19 protein-coding genes are annotated in these 22,548 nt (G+C 42.5%); 12 read left to right on the top strand and 7 right to left on the bottom strand.

The window, feature by feature from the left end:
- The first annotated feature begins 216 nt into the window (after positions 1–216).
- The gene (locus CDG76_RS03895) at positions 217–1,284 is read left to right on the top strand and encodes a DUF3616 domain-containing protein (RefSeq protein ID WP_094347723.1); all 1,068 of its coding nucleotides are present in this window, start codon (positions 217–219) and stop codon (positions 1,282–1,284) included.
- Positions 1,285–1,314: 30 nt separating this feature from the next.
- On the opposite strand, the gene CDG76_RS03900 is transcribed toward CDG76_RS03895, so the two are convergent.
- Positions 1,315–1,719: an NIL domain-containing protein gene (locus CDG76_RS03900; protein WP_094347724.1), complete on the bottom strand. Its 405-nt coding sequence runs from the start codon at positions 1,717–1,719 to the stop codon at positions 1,315–1,317.
- Positions 1,720–2,303: 584 nt separating this feature from the next.
- On the opposite strand from CDG76_RS03900, the gene CDG76_RS03910 reads away from it, so the two are divergent.
- From CDG76_RS03910 to CDG76_RS03920, 3 genes are all read left to right on the top strand, one after another.
- Positions 2,304–4,658 carry a response regulator gene (locus tag CDG76_RS03910; protein ID WP_094347726.1) on the top strand — a complete coding sequence of 785 codons (2,355 nt, stop codon included), beginning with the start codon at positions 2,304–2,306 and terminating at the stop codon, positions 4,656–4,658.
- A complete protein-coding gene (locus CDG76_RS03915; RefSeq protein WP_094347727.1) occupies positions 4,630–5,016 on the top strand; it encodes a response regulator in 387 nt (128 codons plus the stop codon). The genes CDG76_RS03910 and CDG76_RS03915 overlap by 29 nt, the downstream gene beginning before the upstream one ends.
- A gap of 436 nt (positions 5,017–5,452) precedes the next feature.
- Positions 5,453–6,211 (top strand): sterol desaturase family protein, encoded by a 759-nt coding sequence (locus CDG76_RS03920; RefSeq protein WP_094347728.1) that lies wholly within the window; start codon positions 5,453–5,455, stop codon positions 6,209–6,211.
- 86 nt (positions 6,212–6,297) lie between these two features.
- Here CDG76_RS03920 and CDG76_RS03925 read toward each other — a convergent pair whose 3' ends face one another.
- Both CDG76_RS03925 and aroF read right to left on the bottom strand, forming a co-directional pair.
- A complete protein-coding gene (locus CDG76_RS03925) occupies positions 6,298–6,654 on the bottom strand; it encodes a hypothetical protein (protein WP_223265124.1) in 357 nt (118 codons plus the stop codon).
- A gap of 312 nt (positions 6,655–6,966) precedes the next feature.
- Complete coding sequence (aroF, locus tag CDG76_RS03930) at positions 6,967–7,836, bottom strand: 3-deoxy-7-phosphoheptulonate synthase (RefSeq protein ID WP_094347729.1); 870 nt, start codon at positions 7,834–7,836, stop codon at positions 6,967–6,969.
- A 736-nt stretch (positions 7,837–8,572) separates the two neighbouring features.
- Here aroF and CDG76_RS03935 point away from each other — a divergent pair.
- The 8 genes from CDG76_RS03935 (at position 8,573) to CDG76_RS03970 (ending at position 20,152) form a co-directional block, all read left to right on the top strand.
- Positions 8,573–9,799: an RNA-guided endonuclease InsQ/TnpB family protein gene (locus CDG76_RS03935; RefSeq protein WP_094347730.1), complete on the top strand. Its 1,227-nt coding sequence runs from the start codon at positions 8,573–8,575 to the stop codon at positions 9,797–9,799.
- A gap of 730 nt (positions 9,800–10,529) precedes the next feature.
- Positions 10,530–12,227, top strand: a complete 1,698-nt coding sequence (gene ltrA / locus CDG76_RS03940; protein ID WP_094347948.1) for a group II intron reverse transcriptase/maturase — start codon at positions 10,530–10,532, stop codon at positions 12,225–12,227.
- 817 nt (positions 12,228–13,044) lie between these two features.
- Entirely contained in the window at positions 13,045–14,631 is a 1,587-nt protein-coding gene (gene ltrA, locus CDG76_RS03945; protein WP_094347949.1) for a group II intron reverse transcriptase/maturase, read from the top strand.
- 679 nt (positions 14,632–15,310) lie between these two features.
- Positions 15,311–17,008: a group II intron reverse transcriptase/maturase gene (gene ltrA, locus CDG76_RS03950; RefSeq protein ID WP_094347948.1), complete on the top strand. Its 1,698-nt coding sequence runs from the start codon at positions 15,311–15,313 to the stop codon at positions 17,006–17,008.
- Between the two features lie 259 nt (positions 17,009–17,267).
- A complete protein-coding gene (locus CDG76_RS03955; RefSeq protein WP_094347731.1) occupies positions 17,268–17,762 on the top strand; it encodes a hypothetical protein in 495 nt (164 codons plus the stop codon).
- 162 nt (positions 17,763–17,924) lie between these two features.
- On the top strand, positions 17,925–18,572 hold the full coding sequence (locus CDG76_RS03960; RefSeq protein ID WP_094347732.1) for a pentapeptide repeat-containing protein: 648 nt from the start codon (positions 17,925–17,927) through the stop codon (positions 18,570–18,572).
- Between the two features lie 201 nt (positions 18,573–18,773).
- Positions 18,774–19,628 (top strand): DUF72 domain-containing protein, encoded by an 855-nt coding sequence (locus CDG76_RS03965; RefSeq protein ID WP_094347733.1) that lies wholly within the window; start codon positions 18,774–18,776, stop codon positions 19,626–19,628.
- 83 nt (positions 19,629–19,711) lie between these two features.
- Positions 19,712–20,152, top strand: a complete 441-nt coding sequence (locus CDG76_RS03970) for a hypothetical protein (RefSeq protein ID WP_094347734.1) — start codon at positions 19,712–19,714, stop codon at positions 20,150–20,152.
- A gap of 403 nt (positions 20,153–20,555) precedes the next feature.
- On the opposite strand, the gene CDG76_RS03975 is transcribed toward CDG76_RS03970, so the two are convergent.
- The 4 genes from CDG76_RS03975 to CDG76_RS03990 form a co-directional block, all read right to left on the bottom strand.
- Positions 20,556–20,963 carry a VOC family protein gene (locus tag CDG76_RS03975; RefSeq protein ID WP_094347735.1) on the bottom strand — a complete coding sequence of 136 codons (408 nt, stop codon included), beginning with the start codon at positions 20,961–20,963 and terminating at the stop codon, positions 20,556–20,558.
- A 96-nt stretch (positions 20,964–21,059) separates the two neighbouring features.
- Complete coding sequence (locus tag CDG76_RS03980; RefSeq protein ID WP_094347736.1) at positions 21,060–21,470, bottom strand: VOC family protein; 411 nt, start codon at positions 21,468–21,470, stop codon at positions 21,060–21,062.
- 22 nt (positions 21,471–21,492) lie between these two features.
- Complete coding sequence (locus CDG76_RS03985; RefSeq protein WP_094347737.1) at positions 21,493–21,936, bottom strand: YybH family protein; 444 nt, start codon at positions 21,934–21,936, stop codon at positions 21,493–21,495.
- Between the two features lie 35 nt (positions 21,937–21,971).
- Positions 21,972–22,400, bottom strand: coding sequence for a YciI family protein (locus tag CDG76_RS03990; RefSeq protein WP_223265125.1), 429 nt, complete (start codon positions 22,398–22,400; stop codon positions 21,972–21,974).
- Positions 22,401–22,548: the final 148 nt, after the last annotated feature.

Raw genomic sequence — 22,548 nt, forward strand, 5'->3', positions numbered from 1 at the left:
ATTTACATCTACTTTTGGTATTTTTTATGCAATTAAGATTAGCAGATATGCTTATGACTATTGATAGTTGCATACTCTTCTATAAATATCCAATATCTATACAAAGGTTGAAATCACAGTTCACCCCGTCAATTTGATATCAGCTATATTTATGCCATGAAACCACATAGTATAATAGCATGGCTAACATTTTTGCAATTCTCAATATAATTTAAAATGCCAAAGTTACATTTACTAAATCAAGTTTTATTGACTTTTATAGATTTTTTTAAGGAACATAGAGAAGACTTATCAGCAGTGCTGCTAACACATCAGAAGTATTTATGGTTAGGGTCAGATGAAACCTCTACTATTGAGCGTCTATCTTTCGTTGATCCTGATAAATTTACAGAGCATCAACAATTTCGAGTAGCAGAATTTATCGATTTACCTGCACCAGAAGACAAAGAAATCGATATAGAGGGACTGGCTTATAGTGAACATTACTTATGGTTTGTTGGTTCTCACAGCTACAAACGCAAAAAATTTAAACCTGAAAATACAGATGCCATAAACTTTAAAAGGCTCGGAAAAATTGAATCAGAACCTAACCGTTACGTCTTAGGACGGATTCCTCTAATAGACGGGAAGCTGTTCTCGTCTTGTCCACACCCCCAAAAGCCAGATGTGCAATTGAATGCCGCTAAATTAGAGGTGACTAACCAGGGGAATTTGCTGATGACAGCTTTGGCCAATGACAACCATTTAGGCTTATTTATTCAAGCAGCAATTCCCGGAAAGGATAATGGCTTTGATATTGAAGGAATAGGCATTTATCAAAACCGCGTCTTTCTAGGTTTGCGCGGGCCTGTATTGCGGGGTTGGGCTATGGTGCTGGAAATAGAGTTAGAAGATTCTACCCCTGGACTGATGAAACTAAAGCAAATTGGAGAATTGCAGGAGTTATATAAAAAGCATTTTATCTGGTTGAATGGTTTGGGAATTCGGGATTTGTATGTAGATGATAAAGATTTGTTGATTTTAGCCGGGCCAACGATGGATTTAGATGGCCCCGTGCAAGTTTATCGCTGGGTAAATGGTATAAATTTGCGAGAAAATGTCTTCAGCAATCCCGATTTTGTCCAAGATATTCCCTATGGAAATCGCGAAGATCATGCTGAGGGAATGACGCTGTTTCAGGATGTAGCTGGCATACCTTCGCTATTGGTAGTTTATGACTCTCCAGCAAAAAGTAGGCTGGTGGGTGATGGTGGTGTACTTGCGGATGTGTTTAAGTTGGGCTAACTTCAATTTTGGATTTGGGATTTTAGATTGTTAAATGTTAGTAGAGATTGCTTGTACGGGACAGGTGGGAATACACTGTTCGCAGACGATACAGCGCGATCGCGTGAATGTCAACTTGTACGTCTCTGGCTGGAGGGTGAGGGCTTCGGTAGGACAAACCCCAGTACACAAGCCACAGTGGACACATACATCCTCGTCGATCGCAATTTCGCCTAATGTCGAAGAAACATTAACATTACGCGATCGCATCCACTCAATCGCCGCATCTAATTGATCGATGTCTCCCGATAATTCCACTACCAGTTTGCCAATTTGATTTGGCGCAACTTGGGCGCGGATAATATTGGCGGCGACGTTGAACTCTTTAGCCAGTACGTAAGTCACTGGCATTTGCACGGCGCGTTTCGGGAAGGTGAGTGTTACTCGTTTTTTCACAGATTTAGCAGAGGGTTTTTTCTGTTGTAACGTATTGAGAGTTTTATCAGTCCTTTTTTACGGGAAGTTGCACGAACGAGCAAGGTAAGAGAAGGACACTGCTCTTACCACAACATACATAGCATCATTTCTAAAAATCTTTACAACACATAAATCGGCTGTAGGGACGTACAGCTAGTTGTGTCATTGGTGTCAACTTAAGGTAAAAGTTAGGTAAGAGAAAGCGTTCTAGACTTTCCCTCATCCCCTAACCCCTTCTCCCAACATGGGAAAAGGGGAACTGGAGCGACTTCTTGAAAAAGCTCGGCATCTGAGCCTCTCTGTACTAGAAAAACTTGTAAGTAAGGTAGTATAAAGCTAGTGTCTGAAAAATGTTTTTTTCTCCATACCATCTGCTCCTGGGCAGGTAGCTAGAAAATCCAATTAAAATTAATCAATATTGATATTTATTAATAATTTTAAATCGCAAATATAAACCTTTTGGAAGATACTTTAAAAACAAGTATTGATATTATATTAAACTTGCCATTTAAGTTAATTACTTGTTATATGTTATATCCATTTTAACTTGGAAAGCTTTTAACATGAAAATTTTAGTAGTCGAAGATGACGAGTTAAATGCATACTCACTCACCACCATTTTAACTAACCAAAACTATGCGGTTGAAGTTGCCACTGATGGTGATACTGCTTGGAATTTTATTCAAACTTACGATTATGATTTAATCCTCCTAGATGTGGTATTGCCCAAACTGGATGGCATTAGTCTTTGTCGTCAAATCCGGTCTAGTGGTTTGCAAATGCCAATATTGTTATTGACAGGGTGCGATAGTAGTCATGAGAAAGCGATCGGATTAGATGCAGGCGCAGATGACTACGTAGTTAAACCCTTTGATCCAGAAGAGTTAATTGCTCGTGTTCGGGCACTGTTGCGTCGTAAAGGCGTAACCTCGCAACCTGTGCTGGAGTATGGTGGGTTGCGGCTAGACCCTAGTAGCTGTGAAGCGATGTATGCTGGAAATTTGCTGCCACTTACTCCCAAAGAGTATGCTCTGTTAGAACTATTCTTGCGAAATATTAGCCGAGTGTTTAGCTGCGGCATGATTTTAGAACATCTTTGGTGTTATCAAGACACTCCACAAGAAGAAGCTGTTCGTACCCATATCAAAGGGTTACGACACAAGCTCAAAGCTGTAGGAGCGCCTAGTGATTTGGTTGAAACAGTTTACGGTATTGGCTATCGGCTGAAACCACTGGCAGAGGAGCAGGAGGGCAGGGGGGCAGCACTTCTCTACGAGACGCTGCGCGAACGGCTACGCTCTGTTACCGAGGAGCAGGGGGGCAGGGGGGAATTAGAGCGTGAAAAATCTTTGGTTCCCAATCTTAAATCACAGCAGCAAACATTAATCGCAGTTGCGGAAATTTGGCAACGATTTCAAGGGCGGGTAGATGAGCAGGTGAGGGTACTTGAGGAAGCGATCGCAACTTTAAATCACAATAGTTTAAATCTCGATTTGCGATCGCTTGCAGCCAAAGAGGCGCATACCTTGGCGGGATCTTTAAGTACTTTTGGTTTGCCTATTGGCTCAAAATTGGCACGCAATATCGAATTGTTACTGAGTTCTGGTCAAATCCTGAGTCAATCTGAAATTACCAACCTCGAAAGTTGGGTAAAGTTATTGCGTCGGGAAATTGACGGAAACGACGCAGTGGCAATCTCTTCATCACCAACCCCACAGGTTTTAGAAACAGTCATACAACCACTGCAAAATGACTTCCATGCAGAAACTAAAATATTGGTTGTGGATGACGATCCGCAAATTCAGGCATTTTTACAAACCTTACTTAGTCCTTGGGGACTAAAAGCGATCGCTCTTGAAGATCCGCGTCATTTCTGGGAAATCTTGGAAATAGTTACGCCAGATATGCTGATTCTGGATGTGGAATTACCTTATACAAATGGTATAGAACTTTGCCAATTAGTACGCAACGATTCGCGCTGGTGTGAGTTACCCATTCTATTCCTCACTGTGCATAGCGATGCCGAGATGGTAAATCAAGTGTTTAGTGTTGGTGCTGATGACTTTGTAAGTAAGCCCATTGTTGGGCCAGAACTAGTAACCCGGATCGTCAATCGCTTAGAACGGATGAAATTGCGGCAGCGCGTCGTGCAGGGAGGTAGAGGGGTAGGGNGGGGAGCAGGGGGAGCAGGAGAAGTAAATTCTTCTTTACCTCACTCATCTCTCAATTTACAAGCCATCAACGAACTGGAATTGCGAGTAGCAGAGCATACTGCTGAGTTAATTCGGGTGAATCAACAGTTGCAGTCACAACTTGATGAACGTCAACGGACACAGGGAGAATTACGGTTCTCTCAAGCCCGATTTGCACGAATTTTAGATATTGCTGATCTATTGAGTAACGCCATTAAATTCTCGTCTGCTGGATCTACGATTTGCTTGGGGGCACAACAACAAGGGAATGAGGTTTTGTTGGCAGTCAAAGATACCGGACGCGGTATCCCAACAGACAAACTTGAGGGTATCTTTGAGTGCTTTCAACAAGTTGACTCTTCAGATTCACGCAACCATGACGGGACTGGTTTAAGTTTGGCAATTTGCAAGAGCATTATGCAACAACACGGCGGACGCATCTGGGCTGAAAGTGTATTGGGTGAAGGTAGGACTTTTTACGTCACTCTGCCTTTATTTAGGACTTTCCAAAATACTGATTTAGATGACTCTTCCAACATTCCTGTAATTCATAGTAGTTACGAACCAACTACAAATAGCCAACTAAGTCCAGATACAGAATTTTTGAGCAACGGGCGTGTGACTACCAAGGAATTTGAACAACGGCTGATGAAGTTACTTCAGGGAATTTCCCTGAACCAACAAGAGGATAGCAGTGATGACAACAAAGCAAATTCTAGTGGTTGATAACGAGCAATATATTCAAGAAGTTGCCAAGATTTGCTTGGAAACAGTCGCAGGCTGGAAAGTAGTGACTGCGAGTTCTGGTCAAGAAGGCATAATTAAAGCTGAGACTTACCAACCAGATGCAATTTTACTAGATGTGATGATGCCAGAGATGGATGGTATCACTACATTTGAAAAGTTACAAGCCAATCCATTAACCAAAGCGATTCCAGTAATTTTATTAACTGCCAAAATCCAGGCTTCCGATCGCCGTCGCTATAATCAGATGGGAATGATTAGTGCGATCGCTAAACCATTCAATCCTCTAGCATTAGCTGCTGAAGTAGCCGTAGCATTGGGCTGGAGTTTAGAAAAGTAGAACAAAATCTATAGCAAATTAATTTATAAAAAGTAGAGGTAGAGAAAAATGATTTAAAGGGTTTTTTAGGTATTAAAGAACACAATGGGTTAAAATCAATTCAATTGTTGTTGAAATACATAATATAAACGAACGACTTAAATAAATTGTAACTTGGTTGCAAAATTAGCTATTTACTAGAATTTAAGTTTACCAATAACGTTTTTTTATAAATAGTAATAATTTATATTTATATATACGCAATAAAATTAGTTTAAATTTTATTAACAAAATTTAATATATATTTGCTGAACTACTTGATGTTGTAAAATAAGCAGTGGATTTTGTCGATTAACAAATTAAATCTTAATTTGGTTATTTTTGGTAATTAAGACCAAAAAAATTGGACATAATCAGCATTTTCATTTCACCAAATTAATATTACGGATGGGTCTAATTGACGAACCACTCATTTTGGTATTATTGCTTTTTCTTCTTCGGTATCACTCTTGCCCGATACTTTCTGATTGCTGGGGGAGCATACTTGCTGTTTTATTTAGTTCTAGGGAAGTCTCTTGCCAACAAGAGTTTGCGTTTGAAACCGTTGATGAGTTGTTCCATTAAAAAGGATATTGAATTATCAGTAATCTCCACAGTAGTTTTTGCTATTTCTGGAGCTTTTATGATCTCAGAGTATAATTTGGGAGCAACACTGTTATACGCTGACATCTGGAAATACGGACTGTGGTATTTAATAGTTAGCTTTATGGCAGTGCTAATTCTTCAGGATACTTACTTTTATTTTATCCATCGGATCTTTCACCACCCTCGAATTTTTAGATGGATGCATTATGGACACCATCGTTCAGGAGATCCAACGCCCTGGAGTTCCTCTGCCTTCGACTTACCAGAAGCGATCGTACAAGCACTTTTTTTTGTAGGTGTAAGCTTCATAGTTCCGCTGCATTTCGTCACCTTAGTTGCCGCACTTATAACTATGACAGTATGGGCAGTGTTTACCCATCTCGGATTTGAGCTATTTCCCTCCTCATCTAAAAGTTACTGGATTGGAAAGTGGCTTATTGGTTCTATGCATCATTCCATACATCATCGCAAGTATAAAGTACACTACGGTTTGTATTTTACGTTCTGGGACAAACTGCTTGGGACTGAAGATCCTAATTATGAAAACGAAACCCACACAAGAGAGTTTTAACTATAGCAGTCCTAAATAATTTGTGAAATATTTTTTTGTTGGCTGTCATTAGTCATTTGTCCTTTGTAATCACAAATGACTACTGACTATTTAATTTTTGTCGAATTTTCAAGCTTGTTTGGATTCACCCAACGATTGACAAATTCGTTGTTATGTTTGTAAACCTTGATTTGCACTTGCTTGGAACTTAACTTGACTATTTCGGCGGGAATTCTTTGGACATCGCTAGAATCAGTGCGGGGCTTGTAAAGCCAAATGACTTTTTGCCCAACTTGAAAGTTGTTAAGATTGCTAGTTAAAGAAAGTGTACTTTCTGCCCAAGAGGGGAAAGCAACTGCTAAGTTGATCAAAAGTACTAAGACCACTAGAGTGATTTGAAAAAGTTTCATAATCATCGCACTTGTCTTAGGTTTCATGGGGCAATCAATCTGCTGATCTAGCATTTAGTTATTGTCCTTCTTTGGGTTTTGAAAGTTGAAAGATCGGTATACTAAAACTTCTTCAGGCTATTTAGGAAAATTTAAAATATCTACTGATTTCAGGATAAAACGACTTATAGAATAAAATCAAATAGTCTTGTTTGTTAAAACGATAATTTAGATTTATATATAGAAGATTGTGTTGCCAAAATACGTTTGAGAACAAATGGAATAGCTGAAGTAACAAGTTTATTTTACGAAAGCGATCGCTGTTTGCCATCAACCCAAAATAAATCTTTTGGTTGAGACATTGAAGCGATCGCCCTTTGATGAAATTTAAGCCGCACAAAAAATCGGGGCAGGTTCCAAACCCGCCCCAACATCTGATATACTGCGCCCAACGGCTGTTGCTACAGGCTTTAAACTAGCAACTAAATGCACCATATCTTCTAAAGAAAGTGCTTGACGGGCATCAGAAACAGATTTTTCTGGTTCTGGGTGACATTCAATAATTAATCCATCTGCACCGCAAGCGATCGCAGCCCTAGCCACAGGTGCGACCAACTCCCGTTTGCCGACGGCATGAGAAGGATCTACAATTACAGGCAAGTGAGTTATTTGCTTGAGTGCTGCCACTGCCCCTAAATCTAGAACGTTACGGGTGTAATCGTCGAAACTGCGAATACCTCTTTCGCACAACACCACATCAGGATTTCCGTGGCTAAGGATATATTCAGCAGCCATAACAAATTCTTCAATAGTTGCTGCTAAACCACGTTTGAGCAGTATTGGTTTACCAGCTTGTCCCAAAGCTTTGAGCAAATCAAAGTTTTGCATATTGCGGCTACCAACTTGCAGCATATCAGCGTGGGCAGCGACTACTTCAATTTGAGAAATTGACATCACCTCCGTGACAACTGGCATATTGTAATGCGATCGCACCCTAGCTAAAATCTCTAATCCTGACTCTCCCATACCTTGAAAAGCGTAGGGAGATGTGCGGGGTTTGTAGACACCGCCACGCAACCCATGTACTGATGCAGTAGATAGCTTTTGGGCAACTATCTCCATTTGTTCTAAGCTTTCAACAGTGCAGGGCCCGCCGATAATTACCAGTTCTTTACCGCCGAAAGCGACTTCTTTCGAGATTTTAACGATTGTCTGATGGTTTAGATGGGATTGTGCAGCAAGTTTGGCATTAATCATGGTTATATTCTCCTGAAAAATTAAGTATTGGGGATTGGGGATTGGGGAAGGTGGGTCCCCTCTAGGGATAAGGGGTAATGGGGATTGGGTATTAGGGATTAGGTATTAGGATAAGAGTTGTTTTCCAGTCCCCAGTCCCCAGTCCCCAGTCCCCAGTCCCCATCCCCGATAACAACAAAAAAGCCCGAAACCTTTAAAAGTTCCGGGCGCGTTCTGATTCATTGGCATGACGCTATTTACCCGGAATTTATTCTGGGCCAAAAGTAAAAGCCATAAAACCAGCTAATGAAATAAGTCATGACAATGAAATTCTCCTTAAAAAAACAAAAACCGCAGAGTTTGCTCTGCGGTTCACCGGGCGGTTTCCATTAGGAAACTTAATTCACCCCCGGTGAACCACCCTAAACCAAAAATAAAAGTAGGAATTTGTGTTAAGCATTTGCGGACTTTTTGCTGAAAAACTTAAGAAATATACCTATGTAAAGTAAAATTAGCAGGAAAAGTAGGCGTTGTCAAGACCTGCACAAACTATAAAAAAGCGATAGACTCAGTACAACTCTGGGGATTAAGACTAATAACGCTTTGCACAATTCAAAATCACGCCCTGTTCTGATTATGAGGCGTGATGCATAAAACCCTCGAATTCTATTCGGGGGATATAAGCGAATTGCTGAATAAATTCAGCATTATTATGCTAATCATAGTAGTATAAGAATGTAGTTGGTTGGTCGAGCCGATGATAATTTACGAGTTTAAAGTTAAGGGAAAAGACAAACAGTATCAGGCGATAGATGACGCTATTCGTACATCTCAATTCATTCAAAATAAGTGCTTAAGGCAGTGGATGGATTTTCAAGGTTTAAGTAAGTACGACTTGAATAAATATTGCGCTGTACTGGCTGCGGAATTTCCTTTTGCTGATGAACTTAATTCAATGGCTAGACAGTCTGCTGCTGAACGTGCGTGGTCAGCAATAGCGCGGTTTTACGATAACTGCAAGAAGAAAGTCAAAGGTAAAAAGGGGTTCCCTAAGTTTAAAAAACATTGTCGCTCAGTTGAATATAAGACTACTGGCTACAAACTTTCCACTAATCGCAAAGCGATTACTTTCTCTGACAAGAAAGGCATTGGAACTTTGAAGCTAAAGGGAACCTACGATCTTAATTACTACGATATCAAGCAGATTAAGCGTGTCCGTTTAGTGCGTCGTGCTGATGGGTATTACGCTCAATTTGCGATAAGTGTTGACCAAAAAATTGAAACTCAACCCACTGGTCAAGTGGTAGGCATTGACTTGGGACTGAAATATTTCATTGCTGATAACAAAGGCAATGTAGAACCATCACCCCAGTTTTATCGTCAGTCCGAAAAACAGTTAAACCGTGCTAACCGTAAGAAGTCTAAGAAGTACGACAAGTCATTGAAGAAAGCCAAAAAGCCACAATCAGCCAACTACCACAAAGCAAGAATAAGGTATGCGCGTAAGCATTTAAGAGTAAGTAGGCAGCGAAAAGAGTATTGCTTGAGATTAGCGTACTCCGTCATCCAATCTAACGATTTGGTAGCCTATGAAGACTTGAATGTGAAGGGCATGGTCAAGAACCGACATCTAGCTAAATCAATATCTGACGCTGGTTGGTCAACTTTCTGTCAATGGTTAGAATATTTTGGGTTTAAGTATGGAAAGGTAACGGTTGCTGTGCCTCCCCACAATACGAGCCAAAACTGTTCTAATTGTGGTCAAAAGGTGAAGAAGTCTCTATCCACAAGGACTCATGTTTGTCCTCATTGCTACTATGTAGAAGATAGGGACGTGAATGCCAGTATCAATATTCTAAAACGTGGATTAACTACGGTGGGGCACACCGGAAGATACGCTTGGGGAGATTTGCCCTCTTGGGCGGTTGGCGCAAGCCTGCCCTCTTACGGCGAGTCAGGGAACCAAGAATCCCCGTCTCTTTAGAGCGGGGGTGCGATTCGTTCACTCGAAATGAATAGAAATATTCAGGGATGAGTGACATTTGAGAGATAACCCTTAATGGGTGGAGTTCGCACTTTAATCTCTCTCAGATGATAACTGAATAACCATGAGGGTGACTCCAAAGGAAACTAAGGAAAAGTCCCTCTCCGTAGGTGCAACGGTAACAGCATCATCCCTACGGTAGCGACTAGCCATCAATCCGTAATGCGGGATGAAAAGAAGGTAAAACTGGCAGCCTAAGCTGGTTCCCTTCGAGCATGAACCTATGAATAGCGAAAGCAAAGATGCGCCGAACCATCGTTATGAAGAACCAGCGAAATAAGGCTTAATGCGTTGGAGCCAAAAGGTAAGGGATAAAGGGCTGGCAGTTCCTCGCCTGACCAGTTGCACTCCTAATAAACCCGGTGGATAGCATCATTCTAAAGGTTCTAACAATGGTTATTCGGAACGAAGTAACCTTTCGTTTGCTCTCAGGAAGGTCGATAACCGAGTAGGTGCTAACCGTATGCAACGAGAGGAAAGATTAAGTCAGAAGCGAACGCTCTGTTGTAATGACAGGGATATGCTGACGGACTTACGGTGATTTGGAGTGTAAAGTTATGAGTAGCAATGCAAAAGTCTAATACACGAAAAAATTGCTCCCAAACCAACAAAAAACGGTTTTCTTCCTCTAAAGACTAACCGAATTAAGATGGTCTTGAGTAATGACTCGATGGTGGAATGGAAACACATCAACTGGCGTAAGCTGGAAAGACGTGTTTTTAAGTTGCAAAAACGAATTTACAAAGCATCTCGTCGTGGTGATATCAAAGCATTTCGCAGACTCCAAAAGACGCTGATGAATTCCTGGTCAGCAAAGTGTCTATCGGTTCGACGGGTCACACAAGACAACCAGGGTAAAAAGACAGCAGGAGTGGATGGTATCAAATCACTATCCCCAGAAGCACGTTTAGAACTGGTTGCCAAATTAAAACCTAACTCAAAGGTGAAACCGACACGACGGGTTTGGATTCCCAAACCAGGAACGGAAGAGAAAAGACCTTTGGGTATTCCCGTAATGAACGACCGAGCCTTGCAAGCGCTGTTCAAACTGGCATTAGAGCCGGAATGGGAAGCACGATTTGAGCCTAATTCATACGGGTTCAGACCTGGGCGCTCATGTCATGATGCAAGAGAGGCAATATTCCAAGCAATTGTGCAGAAAAGTAAATTTGTGCTTGATGCCGACATTGCAAAATGCTTCGACCGCATCGACCATGAAGCACTGCTAAGAAAATTAAATACATCCCCTACCATACGCCGACAAATTCGAGCATGGTTAAAAGCGGGGGTAATGGATGGTAAGCAGTTGTTTCCGATATCTGAGGGTACGCCACAGGGTGGGGTAATCTCTCCGCTACTAGCTAACATCGCCCTTCACGGGATGGAAGAACGGATAAATAAGGCATTCCCAGAAATGTCTCAAACCATGAGGGAAACTTGGTATCACAAAAAAGGTACAAAGTTCAGAAGCCCTCAAGTTATCCGATATGCCGATGACTTTGTGATTCTTCACAAAGACATAACCGTTGTCCAAAGATGCAGGGAGATAATCTCTGAATGGTTAATAGACATGGGTCTGGAATTGAAGCCTTCTAAAACACGTCTAACCCACACTCTAAATGAGTATGGGTCAGAAAAACCAGGTTTTAACTTCCTTGGTTTTAACATAAGACAGTGGAAAGTGGGTAAATACCACTCAAAACAAGGATTCAAGACAATCATCACCCCAAGCAAGGAAAAGCAAAAGATACATTACGACCGAATAGCAAGTATCATTGATGACCATAAAGCAGCGCCACAAATGGCGTTAATTAGCCGACTAAATCCGCTAATAACAGGATGGTCTAACTACTATTCAACATCAGTAAGTAAGGTTATCTTCTCTGATTTAGATAATCTCATGTATCCAAAGCTAAAAGCCTGGGCGCAACACCGCCACCCCAAGAAATCTGGGGGATGGGTGTCAAAGAAATATTGGCAAACCATTGGCGGTGATAATTGGGTATTCGCAACCAGACATGAGGGTAAAAACCCGTTGAGGTTACGTTCACACACGGAAACAAAGATTATCCGTCATGTGAAAGTCAAAGGCGATGCCAGTCCCTACGATGGCAACCTAATTTACTGGAGTTCAAGAATGGGAAAACATCCCGAAACGACTACGAGAGTGGCAACACTCTTAAAGTCACAACAAGGGAAGTGTACCCACTGCGGAATGTACTTTCGAGAGGAGGATGTACTGGAGATTGACCATAAAACCCCCAAAAGTTTGGGAGGCAAAGACGATTATAAAAATCTCCAGATATTACACAGACACTGCCACGATGAAAAGACAACTGAGGATGGTTCAGTTGTGAAGTACGCATGATAAGCGCCGATTCATTGAGGAGCCGGATGAGGTGAAAGTCTCACGCCCGGTTTTGAAGACCAACGGGGTTGGTGACAACCTCGTTGAGTTTACTGTGCGATTCGTTCACTCGAAATGAATAGAAATATTCAGGGATGAGTGACATTTGAGAGATAACCCTTAATGGGTGGAGTTCGCACTTTAATCTCTCTCAGATGATAACTGAATAACCATGAGGGTGACTCCAAAGGAAACTAAGGAAAAGTCCCTCTCCGTAGGTGCAACGGTAACAGCATCATCCCTACGGTAGCGACTAGCCATCAATCCGTAATGCGGGATGAAAAGAAGGTAAAACTGGCAGCCTAAGCTGGTTCCCTTCGAGCATGAACCTATGAATAGCGAAAGCAAAGATGCGCCGAACCATCGTTATGAAGAACCAGCGAAATAAGGCTTAATGCGTTGGAGCCAAAAGGTAAGGGATAAAGGGCTGGCAGTTCCTCGCCTGACCAGTTGCACTCCTAATAAACCCGGTGGATAGCATCATTCTAAAGGTTCTAACAATGGTTATTCGGAACGAAGTAACCTTTCGTTTGCTCTCAGGAAGGTCGATAACCGAGTAGGTGCTAACCGTATGCAACGAGAGGAAAGATTAAGTCAGAAGCGAACGCTCTGTTGTAATGACAGGGATATGCTGACGGACTTACGGTGATTTGGAGTGTAAAGTTATGAGTAGCAATGCAAAAGTCTAATACACGAAAAAATTGCTCCCAAACCAACAAAAAACGGTTTTCTTCCTCTAAAGACTAACCGAATTAAGATGGTCTTGAGTAATGACTCGATGGTGGAATGGAAACACATCAACTGGCGTAAGCTGGAAAGACGTGTTTTTAAGTTGCAAAAACGAATTTACAAAGCATCTCGTCGTGGTGATATCAAAGCATTTCGCAGACTCCAAAAGACGCTGATGAATTCCTGGTCAGCAAAGTGTCTATCGGTTCGACGGGTCACACAAGACAACCAGGGTAAAAAGACAGCAGGAGTGGATGGTATCAAATCACTATCCCCAGAAGCACGTTTAGAACTGGTTGCCAAATTAAAACCTAACTCAAAGGTGAAACCGACACGACGGGTTTGGATTCCCAAACCAGGAACGGAAGAGAAAAGACCTTTGGGTATTCCCGTAATGAACGACCGAGCCTTGCAAGCGCTGTTCAAACTGGCATTAGAGCCGGAATGGGAAGCACGATTTGAGCCTAATTCATACGGGTTCAGACCTGGGCGCTCATGTCATGATGCAAGAGAGGCAATATTCCAAGCAATTGTGCAGAAAAGTAAATTTGTGCTTGATGCCGACATTGCAAAATGCTTCGACCGCATCGACCATGAAGCACTGCTAAGAAAATTAAATACATCCCCTACCATACGCCGACAAATTCGAGCATGGTTAAAAGCGGGGGTAATGGATGGTAAGCAGTTGTTTCCGATATCTGAGGGTACGCCACAGGGTGGGGTAATCTCTCCGCTACTAGCTAACATCGCCCTTCACGGGATGGAAGAACGGATAAATAAGGCATTCCCAGAAATGTCTCAAACCATGAGGGAAACTTGGTATCACAAAAAAGGTACAAAGTTCAGAAGCCCTCAAGTTATCCGATATGCCGATGACTTTGTGATTCTTCACAAAGACATAACCGTTGTCCAAAGATGCAGGGAGATAATCTCTGAATGGTTAATAGACATGGGTCTGGAATTGAAGCCTTCTAAAACACGTCTAACCCACACTCTAAATGAGTATGGGTCAGAAAAACCAGGTTTTAACTTCCTTGGTTTTAACATAAGACAGTGGAAAGTGGGTAAATACCACTCAAAACAAGGATTCAAGACAATCATCACCCCAAGCAAGGAAAAGCAAAAGATACATTACGACCGAATAGCAAGTATCATTGATGACCATAAAGCAGCGCCACAAATGGCGTTAATTAGCCGACTAAATCCGCTAATAACAGGATGGTCTAACTACTATTCAACATCAGTAAGTAAGGTTATCTTCTCTGATTTAGATAATCTCATGTATCCAAAGCTAAAAGCCTGGGCGCAACACCGCCACCCCAAGAAATCTGGGGGATGGGTGTCAAAGAAATATTGGCAAACCATTGGCGGTGATAATTGGGTATTCGCAACCAGACATGAGGGTAAAAACCCGTTGAGGTTACGTTCACACACGGAAACAAAGATTATCCGTCATGTGAAAGTCAAAGGCGATGCCAGTCCCTACGATGGCAACCTAATTTACTGGAGTTCAAGAATGGGAAAACATCCCGAAACGACTACGAGAGTGGCAACACTCTTAAAGTCACAACAAGGGAAGTGTACCCACTGCGGTGCGATTCGTTCACTCGAAATGAATAGAAATATTCAGGGATGAGTGACATTTGAGAGATAACCCTTAATGGGTGGAGTTCGCACTTTAATCTCTCTCAGATGATAACTGAATAACCATGAGGGTGACTCCAAAGGAAACTAAGGAAAAGTCCCTCTCCGTAGGTGCAACGGTAACAGCATCATCCCTACGGTAGCGACTAGCCATCAATCCGTAATGCGGGATGAAAAGAAGGTAAAACTGGCAGCCTAAGCTGGTTCCCTTCGAGCATGAACCTATGAATAGCGAAAGCAAAGATGCGCCGAACCATCGTTATGAAGAACCAGCGAAATAAGGCTTAATGCGTTGGAGCCAAAAGGTAAGGGATAAAGGGCTGGCAGTTCCTCGCCTGACCAGTTGCACTCCTAATAAACCCGGTGGATAGCATCATTCTAAAGGTTCTAACAATGGTTATTCGGAACGAAGTAACCTTTCGTTTGCTCTCAGGAAGGTCGATAACCGAGTAGGTGCTAACCGTATGCAACGAGAGGAAAGATTAAGTCAGAAGCGAACGCTCTGTTGTAATGACAGGGATATGCTGACGGACTTACGGTGATTTGGAGTGTAAAGTTATGAGTAGCAATGCAAAAGTCTAATACACGAAAAAATTGCTCCCAAACCAACAAAAAACGGTTTTCTTCCTCTAAAGACTAACCGAATTAAGATGGTCTTGAGTAATGACTCGATGGTGGAATGGAAACACATCAACTGGCGTAAGCTGGAAAGACGTGTTTTTAAGTTGCAAAAACGAATTTACAAAGCATCTCGTCGTGGTGATATCAAAGCATTTCGCAGACTCCAAAAGACGCTGATGAATTCCTGGTCAGCAAAGTGTCTATCGGTTCGACGGGTCACACAAGACAACCAGGGTAAAAAGACAGCAGGAGTGGATGGTATCAAATCACTATCCCCAGAAGCACGTTTAGAACTGGTTGCCAAATTAAAACCTAACTCAAAGGTGAAACCGACACGACGGGTTTGGATTCCCAAACCAGGAACGGAAGAGAAAAGACCTTTGGGTATTCCCGTAATGAACGACCGAGCCTTGCAAGCGCTGTTCAAACTGGCATTAGAGCCGGAATGGGAAGCACGATTTGAGCCTAATTCATACGGGTTCAGACCTGGGCGCTCATGTCATGATGCAAGAGAGGCAATATTCCAAGCAATTGTGCAGAAAAGTAAATTTGTGCTTGATGCCGACATTGCAAAATGCTTCGACCGCATCGACCATGAAGCACTGCTAAGAAAATTAAATACATCCCCTACCATACGCCGACAAATTCGAGCATGGTTAAAAGCGGGGGTAATGGATGGTAAGCAGTTGTTTCCGATATCTGAGGGTACGCCACAGGGTGGGGTAATCTCTCCGCTACTAGCTAACATCGCCCTTCACGGGATGGAAGAACGGATAAATAAGGCATTCCCAGAAATGTCTCAAACCATGAGGGAAACTTGGTATCACAAAAAAGGTACAAAGTTCAGAAGCCCTCAAGTTATCCGATATGCCGATGACTTTGTGATTCTTCACAAAGACATAACCGTTGTCCAAAGATGCAGGGAGATAATCTCTGAATGGTTAATAGACATGGGTCTGGAATTGAAGCCTTCTAAAACACGTCTAACCCACACTCTAAATGAGTATGGGTCAGAAAAACCAGGTTTTAACTTCCTTGGTTTTAACATAAGACAGTGGAAAGTGGGTAAATACCACTCAAAACAAGGATTCAAGACAATCATCACCCCAAGCAAGGAAAAGCAAAAGATACATTACGACCGAATAGCAAGTATCATTGATGACCATAAAGCAGCGCCACAAATGGCGTTAATTAGCCGACTAAATCCGCTAATAACAGGATGGTCTAACTACTATTCAACATCAGTAAGTAAGGTTATCTTCTCTGATTTAGATAATCTCATGTATCCAAAGCTAAAAGCCTGGGCGCAACACCGCCACCCCAAGAAATCTGGGGGATGGGTGTCAAAGAAATATTGGCAAACCATTGGCGGTGATAATTGGGTATTCGCAACCAGACATGAGGGTAAAAACCCGTTGAGGTTACGTTCACACACGGAAACAAAGATTATCCGTCATGTGAAAGTCAAAGGCGATGCCAGTCCCTACGATGGCAACCTAATTTACTGGAGTTCAAGAATGGGAAAACATCCCGAAACGACTACGAGAGTGGCAACACTCTTAAAGTCACAACAAGGGAAGTGTACCCACTGCGGAATGTACTTTCGAGAGGAGGATGTACTGGAGATTGACCATAAAACCCCCAAAAGTTTGGGAGGCAAAGACGATTATAAAAATCTCCAGATATTACACAGACACTGCCACGATGAAAAGACAACTGAGGATGGTTCAGTTGTGAAGTACGCATGATAAGCGCCGATTCATTGAGGAGCCGGATGAGGTGAAAGTCTCACGTCCGGTTTTGAAGACCAACGGGGTTGGTGACAACCTCGTTGAGTTTACTAGTGTCAAATAACCTCAGAAGAAAAAGTCAGGATTGAGAAGTTAAAATATATAATTCTCCTGACTTCATCTTACGAAAGCTTATTGCAAGGAATTGACAACTGCCATACATTATTACCCAAGTTCTCATTGACCAGATCAATTTTTTAGGATCATCTGTCTCATTATGCCCAGTTCCAAAATCTTAACCCAATCTTTCGACTATTATGGAGCTTACCCCTGCCCAGTCTGTCGAATAGGTAAGATTTCTCACATGCCATTGATGGAAGCTATGGCTTGTGACTTTTGTCAAGAGATTTTTACAGTCAACTTAGAGCAACAGCAAATCAAGATGCCTTCTAGGCAACCACCTTTAACTTGGCGTTGGAATGGGTTTAGTTGGACAGAAGGCCAGTTGGAAGGTGTGGAATTAGGTTGGGGTTATGGATTAGCAGCAGCAGTTTTTATAATTCTTCCCACCACTCTAATTGGCATAGTAGCTTACTACTTTCCTGCTAATCTGAAGGAACCCATTACCTGGATGCCATATATTTGGACGATATTAACCTTCTTATCACATTTATCAATTATTGTTTGGATTTATATTGAAGTCTATCAGATTCCAGTTGCAGCATATTTTAGAGCGATCGCTCGATGGAGAAATGGAGAAATGGGGAGATGAGAAATCAATTAAAAATTAAAAATTAAAAATTAAAAAACTTCTGCTCCCTGCCCCCTGCCTCCTGCCTCCTCTTTCCCAAAGCCCCATAATCCATAACAAATGATGCAGCGGATAAATGACTCCATCACTCATAATTAAGTTGATTGTCCACCAAAATATCGTATGAGCGATCTGGAGCGGTACTATAGAGTTTTAGAATTAGAGCCTGGGGCTACACTTGAAGAAGTGAACCAGGCTTACAAAGATTTAGTCTTTGTTTGGCATCCCGATCGCATTCCCAAAGACAATCTCCGTTTACAGCAGAAAGCGCAAGACAAGCTGAAAGCTATAAATGAAGCTCGTGAAAAGTTGCGCTCTTTAAAAACCAAACATCAAACCACACATCACTCACCGCCACCTCAACAGGAAAAACCATCTCAAACAATCCAGAAACCACCAAAGCAAAACTCAGACTTGAGTGGCAAAGACTACAGTCGGGCAAATTTGAGCAACAAAGACTTATCTGGCAGAAATCTAAGTTATGCCAATTTGAGCGGTGCTAATCTCAGCGATACTTTTATGCACAAAGTCAACCTTAGAGGTGCAAATTTATCTGAAGCAAATTTATTTCGGGCAAATCTACTTTTAGCCGATCTCAGGGAAGCGAATTTACGCGCTGCTAATTTGATTGGAGCGGATCTCAGTGGAGCCGACTTGCGAGGAGCCGACCTGACAGGAGCGCGGATTCGCTCTGGTGAGCGGCTTCTGGTTAAATTAGTTGGTACTAACTTAGCAGGGGCAATTATGCCTGATGGTTCAATTTATCAATAAGTTAGGTTGCGCCATAACACCAAAACCCTCATGTAGAGACGCGATTTATCGCGTCTTAAAAGACAAATTATCCACACCAATAACTCTTAACTGAAACGTATTGGTGCATAAATAACTACAAGTCGGGAATCTGACCTAGCTTTATCCATCCCTACAACCTACGTGTAAAATTGAATATATACATCAAGGCTTTTAGGCATTGTGAACTTTTTTATCGGTTGTGCTGTTTGGGCATATAAAGGTTGGGTAGGCGAACTCTATCCCCAAGGTACTCGCACTGCCGATTTTCTGAATCTCTACAGTCGTCGCTTCACCACTGTAGAAGGTAACACTACCTTTTATGCCGTGCCTAACCAAGAAACTGTAACCCGTTGGGCTGCCGAAACACCAGCAGGTTTTGAATTTTGTCTAAAATTACCACGAGATATTACCCATCAAGGGTTGCTAAAACCTTATATTCCAGCTGCTTTAAATTTTCTGGAGGGGATGCGTCCTTTAGGTAAGCATCTTGGCCCAATTTTTGCCCAGTTACCACCCAGCTATGCACCTGCATTACTTGACGATTTGACCAACTTTCTAGAAGCTTGGCCGCGTACAGAAGCACCCCTAGCAGTGGAAGTTCGCCATCCCGACTGGTTCAAGGAACCCCATGCTAGTAATTTGACGGCACTTTTAGAAAAGTTAGGTGTGGGACGGGTACTGTTAGACTCGCGCCCCATTTACGCTGGAGATGATGACCCCCAGTTGCAATCGGAACGACGCAAACCGAAATTACCGTTGCAATTGAGTGTGACAGCACCTTTTACTCTGATTCGGTTTATTTCTCATCCGAATTTATCAGTGAATCAGCCATTTATGGAAGAGTGGGTAAGGCAGATTCAGCAATGGTTACAGATGGGAGTGCGAATTTATTTCTTTGTCCATTGTCCAATAGAAGCGCGATCGCCCAATACAGCCCGTCACTTCCAACAGATATTAGAACAGAGTGGTACACCAGTTCCACCCTTACCTTGGAATAACCTTGAGCATCCCCCCAATCAACTCAGTTTATGGTGATCGTATTTAGTAGATAATTGGGGTTGTAATACTTTTCCGTTAAAGAAAAATTTTTCAGAGTAGTTCCATCAAAGGAGGTTGAGATGAGTCGTCTTCTTTATGAAAATTCAGTCTCATATAAAGGATATCTCATAATTCCATTTGTTTTTGGCAAGGCGGATAATTACGAAATTTATTCGTATAAAATGCTATCTGAAATTGGGCACAGAAGCAAATTTAATAAAGCAGAAAATCCAGCAGAAATCTATGGAAGTGACGTTAGTAAGATTATTGATACTGCTAAAGAGCATATCGATCAAAATTCCGAGTTTGTTCATCGGGGGGATAGTTTTAAGTCTCGCTATGTTTATCGGAACAATTTGATTATCATCTTCCAAGAAGGAGACAAATATTTTTATGACCATTATCCACCAGAGTTATTGAATAATATTGCAGCTCCAAAGTTATTCAAATCTGAATATGAATGTCTGAGTTGGATTAAGCAAGGATTTGATGGGCGATATGTGCGGCAAAGAGTGATTTGAAGCAGGTAGCCCGAATTTCTCACTAATAGGGTGGGGAGGTGTGGGAGGTGTGGGAAGCACAAAGCGCTCGATATGAAGCGCCCATTCTCAATTCCTCCTCATTCTCCCCACACCCCCCACACTCCCCACACCCCTCAATTTCTCGCTTGTGAGAAATCCAGGGTAGGAGTATTTGCATTTGTGTATTACAGCTATTTACAAGTAAATAGCTGTAATATCATGTCCGGGTAATTAGCTATGATTTCCACAATCATTGCACCCCACCCCCAGCCCCTCCCCGCCTGCGGGGAGGGGAGACAAAGGGTAGCTTTGGCGGGGTGGGGTTCTTGAGGTTTAATAAGTAACCAAGCGGACATGATATAATTTGGAATTTTGCTTTGCAGCATTATTTAAATGTCTGCAATCAACTTTGATTTATTGCGCTTGGCTCCATGTAGATAATTTCCCAAATGTGGCCATCTAAGTCAGCAAATCCATGTCCATACATAAAACCGTGATCTTGCGGTTCATTGTAGGTTGTTCCACCAGCGGCGACAGCCTTGCGAACTATTTCATCAACTTGTTCTCGGCTATCAGAAGATAAACACACAAGCACTTCTGTGCTTTTTGTGGCATCACAAATTTCTTTGGGAGTAAACGTCTTAAACTTTTCATAGGTCAAGAGCATGACGAAAATGTTTTCGGACACAATCATGCAGGTGGCAGTTTCGTCAGTGAATTGAGGATTAAACTCAAAGCCTAGTTGAGTAAAGAACTCGATCGATTGATTGAGGTTTTTAACTGGCAGATTAACGAAAATTTGAGTACTCATGGATTCTTCTTTTGAATTATTGCACAGTAAAGGATCGGCGAAAAAGTGCAGAGGTTTTTACTCTAGGGAGACGCCCATAAGCGCCTTCCCCACAAGTCAAGGAGTTTTCTGGCAATTGACCATCCACGGAATGCCGAATTGATCGACCAACATACCAAAGCGGACAGACCAAAAGGTTTGATCGATCGGCATTTTCACTTTTCCGTTTTCTGCTAGGGTATGAAAGATGCGTTCTGCCTCCGCTGGCTCGTCAACGCTGATTTGCACGGAAAAGCCTTGGGGTGTTTCAAAATATCCAGGTGGACTGTCAGACCCCATCAAGAGGCGATCGCCTAGATCGAGGCAGACGTGCATGATTTTGTCATGCCATTCGGCAGGTATATGCTCGGCTGAGGGCGCATCTCCGTGCGTGAGCATCATGACAATTTTGCCGCCAAGACAGTGTTCATAGAACTTGAACGCTGCCTCACAGTTGCCGTTGAACATGAGATAAGGATTGAGTTTCATGGCGTTGGCTCAGTAGATTGGGCTATGGGTTGAGCGTGAATACAGCTTGAGAGGTCTCTGGATCGAATGGAACCGAGAGATGTTCGTGTAATATCTGCCATTCGCCTTGATTTTTCTGGCAGACAGCGGTGATGCGCATCCACGTCTGCATTGCCGGATGGTCTTGGGTTCCTGTGAAGCGAAATAGCCAATGTGCAACCGCTAACTTTTCACTGATGGTAATCTTGAGGTCTCGTGTTTCAATCTCAAAGGTGTCGGGGAAGTAAGGCAAACATTCTTTCCACACTTGACCCCAAGCATCTTTTCCTTGGGTTTGGAAAGGAGGTTTAACATCGAAGATGATGACCTCGGTGGCATAGTGGGACATGATTTGCTCAACATCCTTGGCGCAGATAGCACGTTGTTGCTCGGCAATTAGTTGGCGAATCTGAACTTCGTTAGTTGCGATCGTGCTTTTGGTTGTCATTGTCATCTCTCCTTTTGGGTTCAGGTTGAGTGCAGTTACGAATTCTCTGGTAAACCTGCAACTTCAATCACAGGTCGAATTTCAACGGTGCCGACGTGCGCGCCTGGAATCCGCGCGGCGATCGCGATTGCTTCGTCGAGATCCTGAGCATTAATCAGAAAAAAACCGCCCAATTGTTCGCGGGTTTCTGCAAACGGCCCGTCAGTTACTAGCGATTTGCCGTCGCGCACCCGAACACTGGTTGCAGTTGCGACAGGGTGGAGTGGGGCAGTTGCGAGATACTGCCCCTTCGAGTTGAGTTGTTGTGCCAGTTGCGCAGATTCTACATAACAATGTTCCCGTTCGGTTTGGCTCAGGGCATTTTCCTCCAGGTAAATCAGCAGCAAATATTTCATGGGGTTGCCTCCTTTATTTCCCTTTGTGAGTAAGTCGAACGGTGCTGCCTCAAATCGACACTCCGCCAAAAATTTTGATCGTTTAGTACGATCGAGGTATACCTCCCTTGTTTCCCTTTGTGAGTAAGTCGAACGGTGCTAACTCAAATCGACACCTCGCCAAAAATTTTTATCGAGGAAAAGAGAAAAACTGCCTCCTGCCTTCTGCCCCCTGCGC

Source organism: Nostoc sp. 'Peltigera membranacea cyanobiont' 210A, assembly GCF_002246015.1.
Classification (GTDB): domain Bacteria; phylum Cyanobacteriota; class Cyanobacteriia; order Cyanobacteriales; family Nostocaceae; genus Nostoc.